Below are 17988 nucleotides of genomic sequence, written 5' to 3' on the forward strand. Positions count from 1 at the left end.
CTCAGGCCGGAGCCAGCATGGCCAGCTGTTCCTCGTTGAGATAGCACCACTCGCCCTCCTTCAGGCCGAGCGCGTCGAGCCCCAGGCGTCCGATGGCCGAGCGGTGCAGCGCGGCGCAATGGTTCCCCGCCGCGGCCAGCATGCGTTTGACCTGATGGTATTTGCCCTGCTCCAGCACGATCTCCAGCTGGTGTTCGCCCTTCTTCTCGCAGACCAGCGCCGCCAGCGGCCCAGGTTCATCGTGCAGCTGGACGCCGCCGAGCAGCTGCTGCACCAGGGCATCCGTCACCGGCTCCTGGGTGGTGGCCTGGTAGACCTTCGGCACATGGCGCTTGGGCGAGGATTGGGCGTGGATGAAGGGGCCGTCGTCCGACATCAGCAACAGGCCCGTGGTGTCATGGTCGAGGCGGCCCACCGGCTGCACGTCGCGCCAGGTAAACTGCTCGGGCAGCAGTTCGAGCACGCCCGGGTGATGGCTCGGCTTGCGCGAACATTCGTAGTTGGCGGGCTTGTACAAGGCCAGATAGACGTGCTCGCGGTAGACCCAGCGCTCGTCGAACACTTCGAGCACGAGGCCCTCGGTTTCGATCTGGGTCTTGTAGCTGCTCTGCAGTTCGCCGTTGGCGATCACGTCGCCGTCCTCGATGAGGGCGCGGCAGTATTTGCGGGTGCCGAATCCCTGCGATTGCAGGATGCGGTCTAGTGTCTGTTTGCTCATGACAGAATTTTACCGGAATGGCGCCATGCGCCAGGCGATTGCGTTGGGTGAAAGTGGTATGACATCGCGATTGACGCAGATCAATGGCCTGACCAATTCGTATTGCTACACTGAAAGCATGGTAGGAATCTGCTGAACGTTCCTATCGGAAAATTGGTGACCAACAACACGGAGAGAGCATGAAACTGACTGTCGACCGGGCGTCGCTCGCCCGTCATACCGCGGCGCGCCACACGGCGGCGCTGGCGGTGGCCCGCTGGCGTTTGCCTGAGGAAGCGGAGGATGCCTTGCACCAGCCCATGCCGCAGGCGCGCTGGCTGGAACTGACGCAGGAACGTTTTCTGGCCTGGCTGCGCCACGGGGGCTTCGCCCAAAGTGGCGGCAGCGCGCAATCGTTTGCTGAGGAAGAAACGAAAACAGCGGCACGAGGCCGCCGTTTTCCAGTCCCGTCACAGGACTCTTACGAGGAATTGTAATTCTCTCTTTTTCGCATCCGTGATGCGCTCGGAGTAGTTCACCCAAGTTGGTGCAGATAACTGAGCGATGCTTGATTTGCCCTCCCTTGTTCCGAACTACATGACCACTATAGGTCACAAGCCCGGATATGCAAGGGCGATTTGGGCCTAGCGCAGCGCGGGTTTCGCGGCCTCCACCGTGGCCTTCATGGCGCCCGCTCCCACCGAGGCGCCAAATTTCTTCAGCACACGTTCCGGCAGGCCTTCGTGCTGGGTATAGTCGATCACGTCCTCGGCTTTCACGATATCGCGCGCCACGCTGTCCACGCTGCCCAGGCCGTCCGCCAGGCCCATGTCGATGGCGCGCGCGCCGGTCCAGTACAGGCCGGAGAAGGTCTCGTCCGTTTCCTTCAGCCGCTTGCCCCGTCCCGAGCGCACCACCTCGATGAACTGCTGGTGGATTTCGTTCAGCATCTGCTGGGCATGCGCCTTGTCCTTGTCGGACTGCGGGCTGAACGGGTCCATGAAGCTCTTGTGGGCGCCGGCGGTCAGCAGGCGGCGCTCGACGCCCAGCTTTTCCATGGTGCCGGTAAAGCCGAAGCCCTCCATCAGCACGCCGATCGAGCCGATCACGCTGGCCTTGTTGACGTAGATGCTGTCCGCCGCCGAGGCGATGTAATAGCCGCCCGAGGCGCAGATCTCGTCCACCACCGCATACAGTGGCTTGTCGGGATAGCCCTTGCGCAGGCGGCGGACCTCGTCGACGATCATGCCCGCCTGCACGGGGCTGCCGCCGGGGCTGTTGATATGCAGCACGATGGCGACCGAGCCGCTGTCGGCAAAGGCCTTGTTCAGGGCCGGAATGACGACGGCCGCCGAGCCGCTGCCCTCGCTCTCGATATTGCCTTCGATCTCGATCAGGGCCGTGTGCCGCCCCACTTCCGCATCCCCGCTGAGGATGCTGAAGTTGAAGTAGTTGGCGACCGCCAGGAAGATCACCACGAGGATGAAGACCTTGAAGAAGATGCTCCAGCGGCGGTTGGCGCGCTGCTCCTTGATGGTGGCAAACACCAGCTTTTCCAGCACCTCGCGCTCCCAGTTGATGGGCGGCTGCACTGGCGGCGGCACGGGGGCCGGAGCGGGGGCTGGCGGGATGTGGCTGTTCTCTTCACTCATGATTGTCTTCTTTCGGTGGGCACGGCCGCACATAGTCGTCCGGATGCCAGTAAATCTGCCCGTCCCGCTCGCTGATTGCGATCGGACGCAGCCTTCCGCCGCGGCAGGGACCGCCAACGCAATGCCCGCTCTCCGGCATGTAGATGGCGCCATGGGTGGCGCACATGATGTACAGGCCGCTCGATTCGAAGAACTCGCCCTGCATCCAGTCCAGCTCGACGGGAACGTGCGCGCAGCGGTTCAGGTAGGCGTAGGCGCGCCCGCCATGGCGCACGACAAAGCCCGTCTCCGCGTCGCCGCCCGCCAGGACGGGGAAGCGGATGCCCTTCCCGCCGTCGACGACGTCGGCGGCCGCGCAGATCAGGATGCCTTCGCTCATCAGGCGTTCTCGTTCAGCCACTGCTGCAGTTCCGGCACCGAACGGGCCGAGAACAGGGGGCCGCAGGCGGCCAGCTGGCTCACCGGGTGCGCGCCGTATTCGACGGCGATGCCCGACGATCCCGCATTTTGCGCCATCATGAGGTCATGCGTGGTGTCGCCGATCATGACGGTGCGCTTCAGGTCCTGGCCCAGCTCGCGCGTCAGCTCCTGCAGCATGGCCGGGTGGGGCTTGGAGAAGGTCTCGTCCGCGCAGCGGGTGGCGTGGAAGGTGGACAGCAGCTTGGCCGCATTCAGGGCCCGGTTCAGGCCGACCCGGCTCTTGCCGGTGGCGACGGCAAGGAAATAGCCCTGCTGGCTCAGCTCGTCCAGCAACTCCGGCACGCCGTCGAACAGGGTCAGCTCATGGTCCTTGCTCAGGTAGTGGTAGCGGTAGCGCTCCAGCATCCGGCCCAGCATTTTCTGGTCGAGGCCGGGCATCACCGTCGCCATCGCCTCCGTGAGGCCGAGGCCGATAACGTGGGCGGCGGCCTCGCGGCTCGGAATGGGCAGCCCGAGGTCCTTGGCCGCGGCCTGGATCGACTTCACGATGGTGGCGGTGCTGTCCATCAGCGTGCCGTCCCAGTCGAAGACGATCAGATCAAATTGCTTTCTTGGCATGTATTGTCGTTTACTTAATCCAGCGGTTTGCCCAAGCTTACCAAGAATTTTTCGCATTCGGGGGCGAGCGGCGCCTTGAGGGTCATTTTTTTGCCGCTTTCCGGATGGGTGAAGGTGATCTGGTGGGCGTGCAGGAACATGCGCTTGAGGGCCCCGCGCGTCGCATTGGCCTTCTGCAGCGCCTTGTTCAGGGCGAAATCGCCGTATTTGTCGTCACCTGCGATGGGAAAGCCCGACGATGCCAGATGAACGCGGATCTGGTGCGTGCGGCCCGTTTTCAGCTCGGCTTCCAGCAGGGCAAAGCCGGGATATTTATGCAGCAGCGTGAACACCGTATGCGCGGGCTGGCCGTCGGCCTGCACCACCACGCGGCGCTCGCCGTCCGGCGTCGAGTACTTAAACAGGGGCAACTTCACGTGCTGGCGCTTGTTCTTCCAGTCCCCCACGGCCAGGGCGTAGTAGCGCTTGTCCGTCTCACCGTCGCGCATCTGGTCGTGCAGATGAGTAAGCGCCGACCTCTTCTTGGCCAGGAGCAATAGTCCGCTCGTTTCCCGGTCCAGGCGGTGCACCAGTTCCAGGAACTTGGCGTCCGGCCGCGAGGCGCGCAGCTGCTCGATGACACCGAAGGAGACGCCCGAGCCGCCATGCACAGCCACGCCGGCCGGCTTGTCCACCACCAGCAGGTGGGCATCTTCGAAAATGACGGGAAATTCGGCGGCCGGGACGGCATTTTCGGCCTTCTCCGCGATACGGATGGGCGGAATGCGCACTTGGTCGCCCTCCTGCAGCCGGTACAACTGGTCGATGCGGCCCTTGTTGACCCGCACTTCGCCCGAGCGCAGGATACGGTAGATGTGGCTTTTTGGTACGCCTTTGCAAACACGCAACAGGTAGTTATCTATCCGTTGACCGGCCTCTTCTTCGCCAATTGTCACGAATTGCGCCTGCGGCAGGACCTTTGTTGGAGAAGTTGCAACAGCCGCTTGCGCAGGCTTTTGCCTTGCCTTCCCAGAAATTCCCTCTAAGTCCTTCATTTTGAATATATAATCGTCTCGCGGCGGTTTGGCTGCTGCACGTGTAAGAAAGAAAAGTACAATTTTACACAGGGGCGTCACCACTGGCCTCGCCATTTTGCAAATTCAGTGGAAATAAATGTATGCGCACATTTCGGCGCAGGCCAGGGTGGCAACCACTGTTGTGATCGGGTCGGGCGACGGAATGCCGGAATTAGACTGGCTGGATATTAAGGATAAGTCCGGCGAGCAAGCACTACAGTCGTTGCTCGCCGGTTGATGGAACTGATAACGCTTGCCGTTTCGCCAGGCACCATACAAGATGCCCTGGCTCGACGCTTCGCGCACGCCTGCATTCTCCGCCCCGTCAGAACGGGATGTCCGGATGAGTTGCCAGCAGTGCGACACTCGGCAAAACGATCGGCTCCATGCGCCCTTTGCGGCAGCAGCGCCCGTGCGCGCTGTCGCATGACAAGGCATTTCCCCGCAGCCTCCTTAATTCTCGCGTGTATCCCTATGGTAGCCCTTCCCCGGAAGGGCATTGCTTGGCCTATGGGCCCGCGGAGTTAATAAAAAATGAAACGCATGTTGTTCAATGCGACGCAGCAGGAAGAATTGCGCGTCGCCATTGTCGATGGTCAGAAACTGATCGATATCGACATCGAGACCGCCGGACGCGAGCAGCGCAAGTCCAATATCTACAAAGGCGTCATCACCCGGATCGAACCCTCGCTGGAAGCCTGCTTCGTCAGCTACGGCGAAGACCGCCACGGTTTCCTGCCGTTCAAGGAAGTGGCGCGCAGCTACTTCCGCGAAGGCGTGGACGTGCGCAACGCCTCCGTCAAGGAAGCGCTGCGCGAGGGCCAGGAAATCATGGTCCAGGTAGAGAAGGAGGAACGCGGCAATAAAGGCGCGGCCCTCACCTCCTTCATTTCCCTGGCCGGCCGCTACCTGGTGCTGATGCCGAACAACCCGCGCGGGGGCGGCGTGTCGCGCCGCGTGGAAGGCGAAGAACGCCAGGAACTGCGCGAAACCATGGACAAGCTGGACCTGCCGCAGGGCATGTCCGTCATCGCCCGCACCGCAGGCATCGGCCGCACGGTCGAAGAGCTGCAGTGGGACCTGAACTACCTGATGCAGCTGTGGCGCGCCATTGAAGGCGCCTCCAAGTCCGCGCCGGGCGCCTTCCTGATCTACCAGGAATCCTCGCTGGTCATCCGCGCCATCCGCGACTACTACCAGCCCGATATCGGCGAAATCCTGATCGATACCGACGATATCTACGAGCAGGCGCACCAGTTCATGAGCCACGTGATGCCGGACATGGTGCACCGCGTCAAGCGCTACAGCGACGACGTGCCCCTGTTCTCGCGCTTCCAGATCGAACACCAGATCGAAACGGCCTACTCGCGCACCGTGCCCCTGCCGAGCGGCGGCGCCATCGTGATCGACCACACCGAGGCCCTGGTCTCCGTGGACGTGAACTCGGCCCGCGCCACCCGCGGCTCGGACATCGAAACCACCGCCTTCCACACCAACTGCGAAGCGGCCGAGGAAGTGGCCCGCCAGCTGCGCCTGCGCGACCTGGGCGGCCTGATCGTGATCGACTTCATCGACATGGAAGTGGCCAAGAACCAGCGCGAAGTGGAACAGCGCCTGAAGGACGCCCTGCACCATGACCGCGCCCGCGTCCAGATGGGCAAGATCTCCCGCTTCGGCCTGATGGAGCTCTCGCGCCAGCGCCTGCGCCCTTCCCTGTCCGAAGGCTCGCACGTGACCTGCCCGCGCTGCTCGGGCACCGGCCATATCCGCGATACCGAGTCCTCCGCCCTGCAGGTGCTGCGCATCATCCAGGAAGAGGCGATGAAGGAAAACTCGGCCGCCATCCACGTGCAGGTGCCGGTGGACGTTGCCGCCTTCCTGCTGAACGAAAAGCGCGGCGAAGTGCTGAAGATCGAAAGCCGCCACCGCATTACCGTGATCCTGATCCCGAACAAGCATCTGGACACCCCGCACTACAAGCTGGAACGCATCAAGCACGACGATCCGCGCCTGGAAGACCACGCCGCCAGCTACACCATGGCAGAGCAGGCCGAAACCGACATGGCCTTCAGCAAACGCCAGAAGGAAGACGCCAAGCCGCGCCAGGAAGCCGTGGTCAAGACCATCACCCCGGACCAGCCGGCGCCGATGGTGGACCGCAGCGCCGCTGCCGCTCCCGCAGCGCCGGCGAAAGCCGCCCCTGTGGCAGCCGCTCCGGCCGAAAAAGGCTTCTTCGCCAAGCTGATCGCTTTCTTCACCGGCAAGACCGAAGAACCTGCCAAACCGGCAGCCCCCGCCATCGTGAGCAAGCCTGCGGGCGGCGAGCGCGGCGAACGCAATGCACGCGGCCCGCGCGGCCGCAACCGCGGCAAGGGCCGCGGCGAGCGCGAGGAGCGCGAACCGGGCAGCCGTGCGGGCGCCGAGGAAAGCACGGGCAAGGCAGCTGCCGAAGCCCGTCCGCCGCGCCAGCCGCGTCCTCCACGCGAACCGCGTGAGCCGCGCGAAGGCGCCGAAGGCCAGGTGGAGGCGAAAGCCCCGCGCGGCGAGCGCGCCGAGAAGGGCGAACGCGCCGAGCGCCCACCGCGTCCGCCACGCGAGCCGCGTGAACCGCGCGCCGACAAGAATGTGCCAGCCGAAGCCAAGGCTGAAGAACTGGCGCTGGCCGCCGCTGGCGTCGGCCCGGTCGGCACCGGCACGGGCACGCCTGAGAACGTGGGCGCCGTGAAGTCCGCGGGTAATGCGGGTCCGGAAGGCGAAGAGGCTGATGGCGCCGAAGGCGGCGACGAGCCGCGCCGCCGCCGCCGCCGTGGCGGCCGTAACCGCAACCGCCGCGAGCGCGAAGGCGCCGAGGGCATGGAAGCGGCAGAAGGCGCGGAAGGCGCCGAGGTTGTCGCCGCACCGGTGGAAACCGTCGAGGAAAAACTGGCGGCCCGTCCGGCGGAAGATGCGCCGGTGGTGGCTGAAGCCCCTGCCGCGCCGGTGGAAGCCGCTCCAGTGGCGGAATCCGCAGCGCCGGTAGTGGAAGCTGCTGCGCCGGTGGCCGAAGCGGCCCCTGCTGTCGAAGCTCCGGCTGCGGTGGAAGCCCCTGCCGCCGCCCCAGTGGTCCAGCCTGCCGTGCAGCCCGAGCCTGTTGCCGCAGCGCCCGTGGTGCATGCCGAAGAAGCCGCAGCGCCGGCTGTAGCGGCCGAACCTGCCGAGGCGGAAATCGCAGCGTCGGGCGCCGGAGCTCCGGTTGCACAGCCAGCTGTTGAAGCGCCCGCCCCGGCGCCTGCTCCAGCCCCGGCCCCGGTGGCAGCTGCGCCGGCGCCGGCCCCGGCTCCCGCCCCCGCGCCAGCGGTGGACATGAACCAGGTGCTGGAAGCCGCCGGCCTGACGATGGCGGCCACCGACCCGGCCAAACTGCGCGCCGCGCAGGAAGCCGCCGCCCAGATCCAGCCGCCGGTCCGCAAGCCGCGCGAGCGCAAGCCAGCGCCGCCGGTTCCGGACGAGCCGCTGATCCAGGTCGACACCCGCCGCTAAGCGGATGACGCTGGAACGCAGCATCAAAGGGAAGCCTTCGGGCTTCCCTTTTTTCTTGTCCCCGCCCAAGGGCTTCCATGAACCGTCCTGATCCCGTCAGCCTGGCCGAAGCCTTCCGCTACTGGCTGAAGCTCGGCTTCATCAGCTTCGGCGGCCCCGCCGGGCAGATCGCCATGATGCACCGCGAGCTGGTTGAGCGCCGCCGCTGGATTTCCGAGCAGCGCTTCCTGCATGCCCTGAACTACTGCATGCTGCTGCCAGGCCCGGAGGCCACGCAGCTCGCCGTCTATATCGGCTGGCTGATGCACCGCACCCGCGGCGGCATCATCGCCGGAGCGCTCTTCGTGCTGCCATCGCTGCTGCTCCTGATGCTGCTGTCCTGGATCTATCTTGCCTTTGGCGCCGTGCCTGCGGTGGCCGGGGTGCTGTACGGCATCAAGCCCGCCGTCGTGGCCATTGTGCTGGCCGCCGCCTGGCGCATCGGCACGCGCACGCTGCGCAACGCTGCATTGATTACCCTTGCCGCGCTGGCCTTCATGGCCATCAGCCTGCTGCACATTCCCTTCCCTGCCGTCGTGCTGGGCGCGGCGCTGGCAGGCTGGCTTGGCGGCCGCTATCTGCCCGGTCATTTCAGCCCCGGCGGCCATGCGGCAACATCCGCCCCGGCCAGCTACGGTCCCGCGCTCATCGGCGACGACACTCCCACTCCGCCGCACGCCCTGTTCAGCTCCCGCCGCCTGGCGCTTACTGTGGCCATGGGGCTGCTGCTGACGGTGGGCGTATGGCTGCTGCTGGCCGCCCTCACGGGCATCCGGAACCCGCCGGCGCAGATGGGATGGTTCTTCACCAAGGCCGCCATGCTCACTTTCGGCGGCGCCTACGCCGTGCTGCCCTACGTCTACCAGGGCGCGGTCGATCACTATCACTGGCTCACTCCGGGGCAGATGATCGACGGCCTCGCGCTGGGCGAAACGACGCCCGGCCCGCTGATCATGATCGTCGCCTTCGTCGGCTTCGTCGGCGGCTGGACGCACGAAGTCTTCGGTTCCTGGCCCGGCCTGGGCGGCATCGCAGGTGCGGCCACGGCGGCCTGGTTCACCTTCGTCCCCTCCTTCCTCTTCATTCTCGTGGGCGGCCCGCTGGTGGAGGCGACGCGCGGCAATATCCGCATGACGGCCCCGCTGACGGCCATTTCCGCCGCCGTGGTGGGGGTGATCGCCAGCCTCGCCGTCTTCTTTGGTGCGCACGTCTTTCACGCGGCGGCACGCTGGGACTGGACCGCCATCGCCATGGCAGCCGCCGGCGCGCTCGCCCTCATGCGTTATCGGGTTGGCACCATTACACTGCTGGCCGCCTGCGCCGCTGTGGGCCTCGCGCTGCACGGCTGGTGATGCATCGTGCTATCGTATAGGAATGACTGAGAGAATCATCCTGCTCAAGCAGGAACGGGGCAGCAAGCCCGCCGTTCCGCTCGTGCCAGAAGCGCCCGACGGGCTGCTGGCCGACGCCCTCGCGCGCCCGCTGCACGACCTGCGCATTTCCATCACGGACCGCTGTAATTTCCGCTGCGTCTACTGCATGCCGAAGGAAGTGTTCGACAAGGACTACCAGTACCTGCCGCACTCTTCCCTGCTCACCTTCGAAGAAATTACGCGCATCGCGCGCCTGTTCGTGGCGCACGGCGTCGAAAAAATCCGCCTCACCGGCGGCGAGCCCCTGCTGCGCAAAAATGTCGAGAAGCTGATCGAAATGCTGGCCAATCTGCGCACGGTCACTGGCAAACCGCTCGACCTGACGCTGACCACCAATGGCTCCCTGCTGGCGCGCAAGGCACAGTCCCTGAAGGACGCAGGCCTGCAGCGCGTGACGGTATCCCTCGACTCCCTGGACGATGCCACCTTCAAACGCATGAACGACGTCGACTTCGCGGTTGCAGACGTGCTGCACGGGATCGACGCGGCCCACAGCGTGGGGCTGGGTCCGATCAAGGTCAACATGGTGGTCAAGGGCGGCATGAACGACCAGGAAATCCTGCCCATGGCGCGCCATTTCAGGAACACGCCCTACATCCTTCGCTTCATCGAATACATGGACGTTGGCGCCTCCAATGGCTGGAACATGAAGGAAGTGATTCCTTCCGCCGAGGTGGTGCGGCGCATCGGCGCCGAAATGCCGCTGGTGCAGGCCGATCCCAACTACACCGGGGAGACCGCCGCGCGCTGGCGCTATGCCGATGGCGGCGGCGAGATCGGCGTGATCTCCAGCGTCACCCAGGCCTTCTGCAGCGACTGTACGCGCGCGCGCCTGTCCACCGAAGGCAAGCTGTATACCTGCCTCTTCGCCACGCAGGGCCACGACCTGCGCGCCCTGCTGCGCGACGGCCACAGCGACAACGAACTGTCCGGCGCCATAGCCGGCATTTGGCGCGCACGCGGCGACCGCTATTCCGAACTTCGCACCATCAACACCGACGGCCTGGCGCACGGCAGCGAGCGCAAGGTCGAGATGTCCTATATTGGGGGGTAGTTTGACGATCAAAGAGAAAGTCAGCGCACTGATACTGGCCGGTGGACGCGGCACCCGCATGGGCCGGGTGGACAAAGGCTTGCAACCCTTCCGCGGCGGCACGCTCGCCTCGCACGTGCTGCAAAAGCTGGCGCCGCAGGTGGCGAAAGCCGCCATCAACGCGAACCGCAACCTGCCGCAGTACGAGGCGCTCGGCGTGCCGGTGCTGCCGGATGAACTCAAGGGCTTCGAAGGCCCCCTTGCCGGCCTGCAGACAGGCCTCAGGCATTGCAGCACGGAGCTGCTCGTCACCGCGCCCTGCGACTCCCCTTTCCTGCCGTCCGACCTGGTGCAGCGCCTGTACGACGCCATGGAGGCGCAGGATGCCGACCTTGCTGTCGCCGCCACGATGGAGGCGGATGAATCGGGGGCCGCGCACAAGCAGCAGCATCCCGTATTCAGCCTGATGAAGGTGTCGGTAAAGCCGCATCTGGACGCCTACCTCCAAAGCGGTGCGCGGCGCATGGATGGCTGGTACAAATCCATCAAGGTGGCGGAAGTCATGTTCAGCGACTCGGCAGCCTTCCGCAACATCAACACGCTGGAGGAACTGCAGAAGGAAGAATCTTCTGCGGGCGCGCGGACGCTGAAGGACGTGGTGAGCTGCCTGTCGGACTACGATCCCGACGCGCTGCCGGTGACGCAGGCGCAGCGCATCATCCGCGATTTCATCCAGCCGGTGCAGACGGTCGAAAAGGTGGCCCTGCGCGCTGCGCTCGACCGCGTGCTGGCCGAGGACATCATCTCTCCGATCAGCGTTCCGGCCCACGACAACTCGGCCATGGACGGTTTCGCCTTCGCGGGCGCCCAGCTGCAGGCCGGTACGCCAACCACTTTCGAAGTGATCGGCACCGTGTATGCGGGCCGCACGTCCGATCTGGCGCCGGGCCCCGGCCAGTGCGTGCGCATCATGACGGGCGGCGTCATGCCCGCAGGCTGCGACACGGTGCTGCCGCAGGAGCATGCTGCCGAAATCAGTGAGCGCAGCGTGACAGTGAAACCGGGCAGCATCCGCACGGGCGACAACCGCCGCTTCAAGGGCGAAGACCTGAAGGAAGGCAGCCCTGCCCTGCGCAAGGGCAAGATCATCCGCCCGGCGGACCTGGGGCTGATCGCATCGCTCGGCATTGCCGAGGTGCCGGTCCGGCGCAGGCTGCGCGTGGCCTTCTTCAGCACCGGCGACGAACTGCGCTCCATCGGCGAACCGCTGGCGCAAGGCTGCGTCTACGACAGCAACCGCTACACCCTGTTCGGCATGCTCACGCGGCTGGGCTGCGACATCATCGACATGGGCATCGTGCGCGACGACCCGGCATCGCTGGAGGCAGCGCTGCGCAGCGCCTGCGAAAGCGCGGATGCCATCATCACCTCGGGCGGCGTATCGGTGGGCGCGGCGGACTACACGAAGCAGATCATGGCCACGCTGGGCGAAGTCGCCTTCTGGACCATCGGCATGCGTCCTGGGCGGCCCATGGCCTTCGGGAAGATCGCCTCCAACGGCTGCAGCGCCTTCCTGTTCGGACTTCCGGGCAATCCGGTGGCGGTGATGGTGACCTTCTACTTCTTCGCCCGCCACGCCCTGCTGCGCATGATGGGTGCGGAGGCGGCGGACGACCAGCTGCTGCGCGTGCGTTCCCAGAGCGCGATCCGCAAGAAGCCGGGCCGCACGGAATACCAGCGCGGCATCCTCTCCCTTGGCGCGGACGGCCAGCGCGAAGTGCGCACCACAGGCTCGCAAGGCTCGGGCATCCTGCGTTCCATGTCCGAAGCCAACTGCATGGTTGTGCTGCACGACGGCCAGGGCAGCGTCGCCCCCGGGGACATGGTCGACGTTCTCCTCTTCGAAGGCCTGGCCTGACAGCTTAGCCGTGCCCGGTGAGCGTCCAGCCCATCGGGGCGTCGGCGAAGAGGCGCGCGTCCATCTGGCGCAGGCCGGCGGCGACGCGGGGGCGGAATTCCATTTGCCCAAAGATGTCGCGTTCGAGGTCGATACCGGGCGCGATCTCGGTCAGCTCCAGGCCATCCTCGCACAGGCGGAATACGCAGCGCTCCGTCACGAACAGCGCTGGCTGGCCTTTTTCGCGGGCGTAGGTGCCGCTGTAGGTGCGGTGCTCCACTTCTTCCACGAACTTGCAGCACTCCCCTTCCTGCACGATCCGAAGCGCCCCGCCCTCGATAGCGATTTCCAGCGCGCCCGCCGTGAAGGTGCCGGCGAAGACCACCTTCTTCGCGTTCTGGCTGATGTTGATGAAACCTCCCGATCCGGCCAGCTTGCTCCCGAACTTGCTCACGTTGAGATTGCCGCAGCGGTCGGCCTGCGCCAGCCCGAGGATGGCGACATCGAGTCCGCCGCCGTCGTAGAAGTCGAACTGGTAAGGCTGGTCGATCACGGCGTCCGCGTTGGTGGCGGCGCCGAAGTTCAGGCCGCCCGCGGGCATGCCGCCGATGACGCCCGGCTCCGCCGTCAGGGTCACCCGGTCCAGCAGGTCCTCTTCCGCCGCCACATTGGCCACGCCTTCCGGCATGCCGATGCCGAGGTTGACCACGTCGCCGTCCCTTAGCTCCATCAGCGCCCGGCGCGCAATGATCTTTCGCGCGCTGAGCGGCATGCGCGCAATCTCCGAAAGCGGCACCCGCACTTCACCCGCGAAGCCTGCATCGTAATGCGTGGAAAATGTCTGCATGTGGTATTCGGGCTTCTCGGCTACCACCACAAAGTCCACCAGAATGCCGGGAATCTTCACCTGGCGCGGATTGATCGCCCCTTCCGCGATGCGCTCGACCTGCACGATGACGATGCCGCCCGAGTTGTGCGCCGCCATCGCAATGGCCAGCGCCTCCAGCGTGAGCGCCTCGCGCTCCATCGACACGTTGCCGCAGGCATCCGCCGTGGTGCCGCGGATGATGGCGCAGTGGATAGGCTGGGCCTTGTAGAAGAGGTGCTCGGCGCCGCCCAGCGTCGTCAGTTCAACCAGGTCTTCGGTGGTGCGCGCATTGATCTTGCCGCCGCCGTGGCGCGGATCGACGAACGTGCCCAGGCCCACATGCGTCAGCAATCCCGGCTTGCCTGCCGCCGTGTCGCGGAACAGCTGGCTGATGACGCCTTGCGGCAGGTTGTAGGCTTCGATGGCATTGTCCATCGCGAGCTGCTGCAGCCTGGGCACCAGGCTCCAATGCCCGCCGATCACGCGCTTGACCATGCCCGCGTGGCCGAAGTGGTTCAGGCCACGATCCTTGCCGTCGCCCTGCCCCGCCGCGTACACCAGCGTCAACCCGCGCGGCGACTCGCTGGCGAGAAAGCGCTGCTCCAGCGCCACCGCGATATTCTCCGCGAATCCCACCCCGACAAAACCGCCCGTCGCCACCGTATCGCCATCGCGGACATGGGCCACTGCTTCGGTGGCGCTGACGATCTTGTTGCGGCGGTTTGCGGCCATTCAGTTCTCCTGTTGCGGGTCGTCGTCCGTATCTTTTCCAAGCAGAAGCTGGGCCGCTTCCGCAGGCAGCGCCTCCACCGACTTGAGCTTGCGCGCCATTTGGCGGCTGCGCACTTCGGCGTTCTCGATATTGCGCGCCGCGCGCTCGAGCGTGGTGCGCGTCGCGGCAAGCACGTCGCCGAACTTGGCGAATTCCGTCTTGACGGCGCCCAGCACCTCCCACACTTCGGAGGAGCGCTTCTCCAGCGCCAGCGTGCGGAAACCCATCTGCAGGCTGTTGAGCAGGGCCGACAAGGTCGAAGGCCCGGCGATGCTCACGCGGCACACGCGCTGCAGCTCGTCCGCCAGGCCGGGACGGCGCATCACCTCCGCATACAGGCCTTCGGTGGGCAGGAAGAGGATGGCGAAATCGGTGGTCTGCGGCGGGGACAGGTATTTCTCGGCGATGGTCTTCGCTTCCACGCGCACGGCCCGCTCCAGCTCCCTGCCCGCCAGCGCCAGCGCTTCGGCGTCGGCCTGGTCGGCCGCTTCCAGCAAGCGCTCGTACTGCTCTTTCGGGAACTTGGCGTCGATGGGCATCCACACCGGCGCGCCTTCCTTCTGGCCCGGCAGCTTGAGCGCGAATTCCACGCGCGCATTGCTGCCTGCTACAGTCTCCACGTTCTTCGCATACTGGTCCGGCGTGAGCATCTGCTCCAGCAGCATCTCCAGCTGCACTTCGCCCCAGGTGCCGCGCGTCTTCACATTGGTGAGTACGCGTTTCAGGTCGCCCACGCCCAGCGCCAGCTGCTGCATCTCGCCCAGGCCCTGGTGCACCCGCTCCAGCCGCTCCGACACCTGGCGGAACGATTCGCTCAGGCGCGACTCCAGCGTGGCGTGCAGTTTCTCGTCCACGGTCTTGCGCATCTCTTCCAGCCGCGCGCCGTTATCGGCCTGCAGTTCGCGGATGCGGCCTTCCAGCGTCGCCCGCACCTCGGCCATGCGGCGCGCGTTCGATTCGGTGAGCGCCTCGATCTGGCGGCGCATGCTGTCCAGCTGCTGCACCGTGGCTGCGTGGGCCTGGGACAGGGTATGCCCCATCTCCTGGCGCTGCGCCTGGGCCGTGGCCTGCAACTGCATGCGCACCTCGCGCTCCACGCGTTCCAGCCGCTCGGCCATCTCGCCACCGCCCTGGCCGCGCGCGCGCCACAGCAGCACGAGCTGCAAGGCCAGTACCGCCGCCACCAGCGCCAACAGGATCAGCATCTCCATCTCAGTCGGCCTTGTTGCGCATCCAGTCGGCCGTCTGGTAGAAGGACTGCATGAGGCGCAGGCGCAAGTCCTCCTCGATGCCGACATCTTCCATGGCCCAGGCCATGGCGCGCAGCCACTGGTCGCGCTCACTCGTTCCCACCGCGAATGGCAGGTGGCGGGCGCGCAGGCGGGGGTGGCCGAACTGCTCCTGGTAGAGATCCGGTCCGCCCATCCAGCCGCTCAGGAACCAGAACAGCTTGTCGCGCGAGCCGTCGGTGGACGGCGGATGCATGGCGCGGATGCCCGCGAACTCGGGCTCCAGCTCCATGAGGTCGTAAAAACGGTCCACCATCGCGCGCAGAACGCTCTCTCCGCCGATGACGTCATATAGGGTGCGTGATTCAGTCATAGCTGCCATCATAACGCAGCAAAGCGGTACGTATTGATCAAGATCAAACTCAGCGTCGATTTCTTTCAAAACGGTCCTGTTTGCTTGCACCATGGAAGATTCGGAACAGCCCGCCGACTGCCATGCCTACTGCGCCCGACCAGCCCTGGAACTTCCGTACCCGCCGCCGCTTCGGCCCATTGCTCCGCTATCGCCGCGACGACAGCAAGGGAGCCCTGCGCGTGACGCTGCTGGCCTGGCTCGGGGTGGCCGGTTTCCCCGCCTACTACTGGGTCTGCACCGTCCTCTTCCCCCAGCCCTACGAGAGCGTAACGGCCCGCCTGATCGGCATGGCCATTGCCCTGGCCGGGCTGGCCGCCGCGCGTTTCAGCTATCCCTACCGCGAGATCTATGTGGCGGTCGCGCTGACGTATTTCCTGCCCTTCTTCTGCAGCTACATGTTCCTCATGAACGAGGGCGGGAGGCTGTGGGGCCAGGTGCTCATGGTGGCCCTGGTCGCGCTGTTCCATTTCGAGATGCGCCTCGCCGTTCCCGCCTACCTGGCCGGAACCCTGCTGGCCGTTGCCTGCGTCGCCATCCAGGGCCGGACCTCGCTGCTGCTTCTGCCTTCCGTGCTGGAACAGCTGCCCGTGCATGCGTTTGCCATTTCCGCCTTGAGCGCCGTGCGCATCGGCCGCGCGGCGCTGGAGCAGCAGAAACTGAGCGGCCTGAAGGAAGGGCTGGGCACCGTGGCGCACGAGATGCGCACGCCGCTGGCCAGCGTGGACGCGAACGTGCGCGGCCTGACCCGCCTCCTGCAATGCGGCGACGGCGACGAGGAACGCCAGCAGGAAGTGCGCCAGGCCATGACCCGCATCCAGTACGAGGTGCGCCACATGAACCACCTGATCGACATGTTCCTGGTCAGCGCCAGCGCCACGCGGCGCCGCATGGACCCGTTCGAGACCGTGTCCATGGAGGAGACCGTGCAGGCGGCGATGCGGCGCTATCCCTTTACCGGCCCGGCCCAGAGCGACATGGTGAGCGTCGAGGTGCGCAGCAATTTCCGCTTCCCCGGCCAGCAGGAGCTGGCCGTGGTGGTGCTGCTGAACCTCCTGCGCAATGCCATGAAGGCGATTCACCGCGCAGGAAAAGGGCGCGTGCGCATCGTGGTGGACGGCGCGCGCGCCACCCCGCGCCTGCTGTTCATCGACACCGCCTGCGGCATCTCGGCGCGGCGCGTGCCGCTGATCTTCCAGCGCTTCTACGCCTATCCGTCCCATAACGGCACCGGCATCGGCCTAGCCCTGTGCCGCCAGATCATGAAGGCCTGGAACGCCAATATCCGCTGTATCTCCCGCGAGAGCGCTTATGCTATCTTCATACTGGAATTTCCACGTTCAGGTGCCCTATGAAACTGCCCGTACTGAGTCACCCCACGACCACCGTGCTGGTGGATGACAGCGACTCCTTCCTGCAAAGCGTCGTGTTCCAGCTCGATTCCTCGATCGCCAGCAAAACCTTCCACAACACCACCGAAGCCCTGAACTGGTTCCAGGCGAGCGCCAAACGCAGCGAGCTGCCGCTGGAAGTGAATGTGGACGTGCTGAACCTGCCGCCGGACCAGCGCAATGTGGCGGTGGATGTGCGCCGCATTTTCCGCGTGTGCGGCCAGCGCCAGCGCTTCGCCATTCCCTCGGTGCTGGTGGTGGACTATTCAATGCCGCAGATGAACGGCGTGGCATTCTGCGAGGCGCTGCAGGGCATCCCCTGCAAGAAGATCCTGTTCACCGGCGCGGCGGACGAGAAGATCGCCGTGGACGCCTTCAACCGCGGCCTGATCGACCGCTATATCCGCAAGAGCGCGGAGGATGCGCTGGACCGCCTGGAGCAGGAAATCCAGGCCATGCAGCAGGCCTACTTCATCGACCATTCCGAAACCCTGGGCGAGATGCTGGCCCTGCACGACTATGGATTCCTGCGCTGCCAGGCGATGGCGTCACTGATCCAGCGCCTGCGCCGGGAGCATGGGCTGGTGGAGCACTACCTGTTCCACGGCCCTACCGGCGTACTGTTCTTCGACCGCCACGGGCGCGCCCAGCTCATGGTGATCGAGACCGAAAAGAGCATGTGCTCCCACTACGAAATCGCCCGCGACAACGACGCGCCCCCTTCGCTGCTGGAGGCGCTGCGCGAACGCCGGGTGATTCCCTTCTTCAGCCAGCCCGGCGCGGACGGCATGTATTCCGCGGCGGTGGGCGAGCAATGGCACCGCTATTGCGCGGCGCCGCAGGTCTGCCTGGGCCGGGAGACCTACTACTGGGCCCTGTTCGACGTGCCCGACCACTACCTCGAATCGCCGGTCTACGCCTTCAACGAATACCTGCGCGCCGAACGCGCCTGA

14 protein-coding genes and 1 pseudogene are annotated in these 17988 nt (G+C 65.6%); 7 read left to right on the forward strand and 8 right to left on the reverse strand.

The features are described 5' to 3' along the window. Position 1: 1 nt before the first annotated feature. Positions 2-718 (reverse strand): pseudouridine synthase, encoded by a 717-nt coding sequence (locus LSQ66_RS15765; RefSeq protein WP_231766148.1) that lies wholly within the window; start codon positions 716-718, stop codon positions 2-4. Positions 719-897: 179 nt separating this feature from the next. Between LSQ66_RS15765 and LSQ66_RS15770 the strand changes: the two genes are divergently transcribed. Further along, a complete protein-coding gene (locus tag LSQ66_RS15770) occupies positions 898-1194 on the forward strand; it encodes a hypothetical protein (protein ID WP_231766149.1) in 297 nt (98 codons plus the stop codon). 147 nt (positions 1195-1341) lie between these two features. On the opposite strand, the gene LSQ66_RS15775 is transcribed toward LSQ66_RS15770, so the two are convergent. The 4 genes from LSQ66_RS15775 to LSQ66_RS15790 are packed head-to-tail and all read right to left on the reverse strand — an operon-like array spanning position 1342 to position 4421. Continuing rightward, positions 1342-2349 (reverse strand): S49 family peptidase, encoded by a 1008-nt coding sequence (locus tag LSQ66_RS15775; RefSeq protein WP_231766150.1) that lies wholly within the window; start codon positions 2347-2349, stop codon positions 1342-1344. Further along, a complete protein-coding gene (locus LSQ66_RS15780) occupies positions 2342-2728 on the reverse strand; it encodes a Rieske (2Fe-2S) protein (RefSeq protein WP_231766151.1) in 387 nt (128 codons plus the stop codon). The genes LSQ66_RS15775 and LSQ66_RS15780 overlap by 8 nt, the downstream gene beginning before the upstream one ends. Continuing rightward, positions 2728-3387, reverse strand: a complete 660-nt coding sequence (locus LSQ66_RS15785) for an HAD-IIIA family hydrolase (protein ID WP_231766152.1) — start codon at positions 3385-3387, stop codon at positions 2728-2730. Before LSQ66_RS15785 ends, LSQ66_RS15780 begins: the two co-directional genes overlap by 1 nt. A 14-nt stretch (positions 3388-3401) precedes the next feature. Beyond that, positions 3402-4421 (reverse strand): RluA family pseudouridine synthase, encoded by a 1020-nt coding sequence (locus LSQ66_RS15790; protein ID WP_231770126.1) that lies wholly within the window; start codon positions 4419-4421, stop codon positions 3402-3404. Positions 4422-4976: 555 nt separating this feature from the next. On the opposite strand from LSQ66_RS15790, the gene LSQ66_RS15795 reads away from it, so the two are divergent. From LSQ66_RS15795 to moeA, 4 genes are all read left to right on the forward strand, one after another. Next, on the forward strand, positions 4977-7961 hold the full coding sequence (locus tag LSQ66_RS15795; protein WP_231766153.1) for an Rne/Rng family ribonuclease: 2985 nt from the start codon (positions 4977-4979) through the stop codon (positions 7959-7961). Between the two features lie 77 nt (positions 7962-8038). Continuing rightward, positions 8039-9352 carry a chromate efflux transporter gene (gene chrA, locus LSQ66_RS15800; protein WP_231766154.1) on the forward strand — a complete coding sequence of 438 codons (1314 nt, stop codon included), beginning with the start codon at positions 8039-8041 and terminating at the stop codon, positions 9350-9352. Between the two features lie 22 nt (positions 9353-9374). Continuing rightward, positions 9375-10487 carry a GTP 3',8-cyclase MoaA gene (gene moaA / locus LSQ66_RS15805; RefSeq protein WP_231766155.1) on the forward strand — a complete coding sequence of 371 codons (1113 nt, stop codon included), beginning with the start codon at positions 9375-9377 and terminating at the stop codon, positions 10485-10487. 1 nt (position 10488) lies between these two features. Further along, positions 10489-12384 (forward strand): molybdopterin molybdotransferase MoeA, encoded by a 1896-nt coding sequence (gene moeA, locus LSQ66_RS15810; protein ID WP_269449086.1) that lies wholly within the window; start codon positions 10489-10491, stop codon positions 12382-12384. Between the two features lie 28 nt (positions 12385-12412). Here moeA and LSQ66_RS15815 read toward each other — a convergent pair. The 3 genes and pseudogenes from LSQ66_RS15815 to LSQ66_RS15825 all read right to left on the reverse strand — a co-directional run. Then, positions 12413-13963: pseudogene (locus LSQ66_RS15815) on the reverse strand (acyl CoA:acetate/3-ketoacid CoA transferase); the annotation flags it as partial. Beyond that, positions 13964-15208, reverse strand: a complete 1245-nt coding sequence (locus tag LSQ66_RS15820; protein WP_407659530.1) for a DNA recombination protein RmuC — start codon at positions 15206-15208, stop codon at positions 13964-13966. It abuts the pseudogene before it with no gap. 7 nt (positions 15209-15215) lie between these two features. Further along, positions 15216-15614 carry a group II truncated hemoglobin gene (locus LSQ66_RS15825; protein ID WP_231770128.1) on the reverse strand — a complete coding sequence of 133 codons (399 nt, stop codon included), beginning with the start codon at positions 15612-15614 and terminating at the stop codon, positions 15216-15218. Between the two features lie 113 nt (positions 15615-15727). Between LSQ66_RS15825 and LSQ66_RS15830 the strand changes: the two genes are divergently transcribed. Continuing rightward, the gene (locus tag LSQ66_RS15830) at positions 15728-16999 is read left to right on the forward strand and encodes a sensor histidine kinase (protein WP_231766158.1); all 1272 of its coding nucleotides are present in this window, start codon (positions 15728-15730) and stop codon (positions 16997-16999) included. After that, a complete protein-coding gene (locus tag LSQ66_RS15835; protein WP_231766159.1) occupies positions 16996-17988 on the forward strand; it encodes a response regulator in 993 nt (330 codons plus the stop codon). The genes LSQ66_RS15830 and LSQ66_RS15835 overlap by 4 nt, the downstream gene beginning before the upstream one ends.

The organism is Massilia endophytica, from assembly GCF_021165955.1.
In the GTDB taxonomy this organism is placed as follows: domain Bacteria; phylum Pseudomonadota; class Gammaproteobacteria; order Burkholderiales; family Burkholderiaceae_D; genus Rugamonas; species Rugamonas endophytica.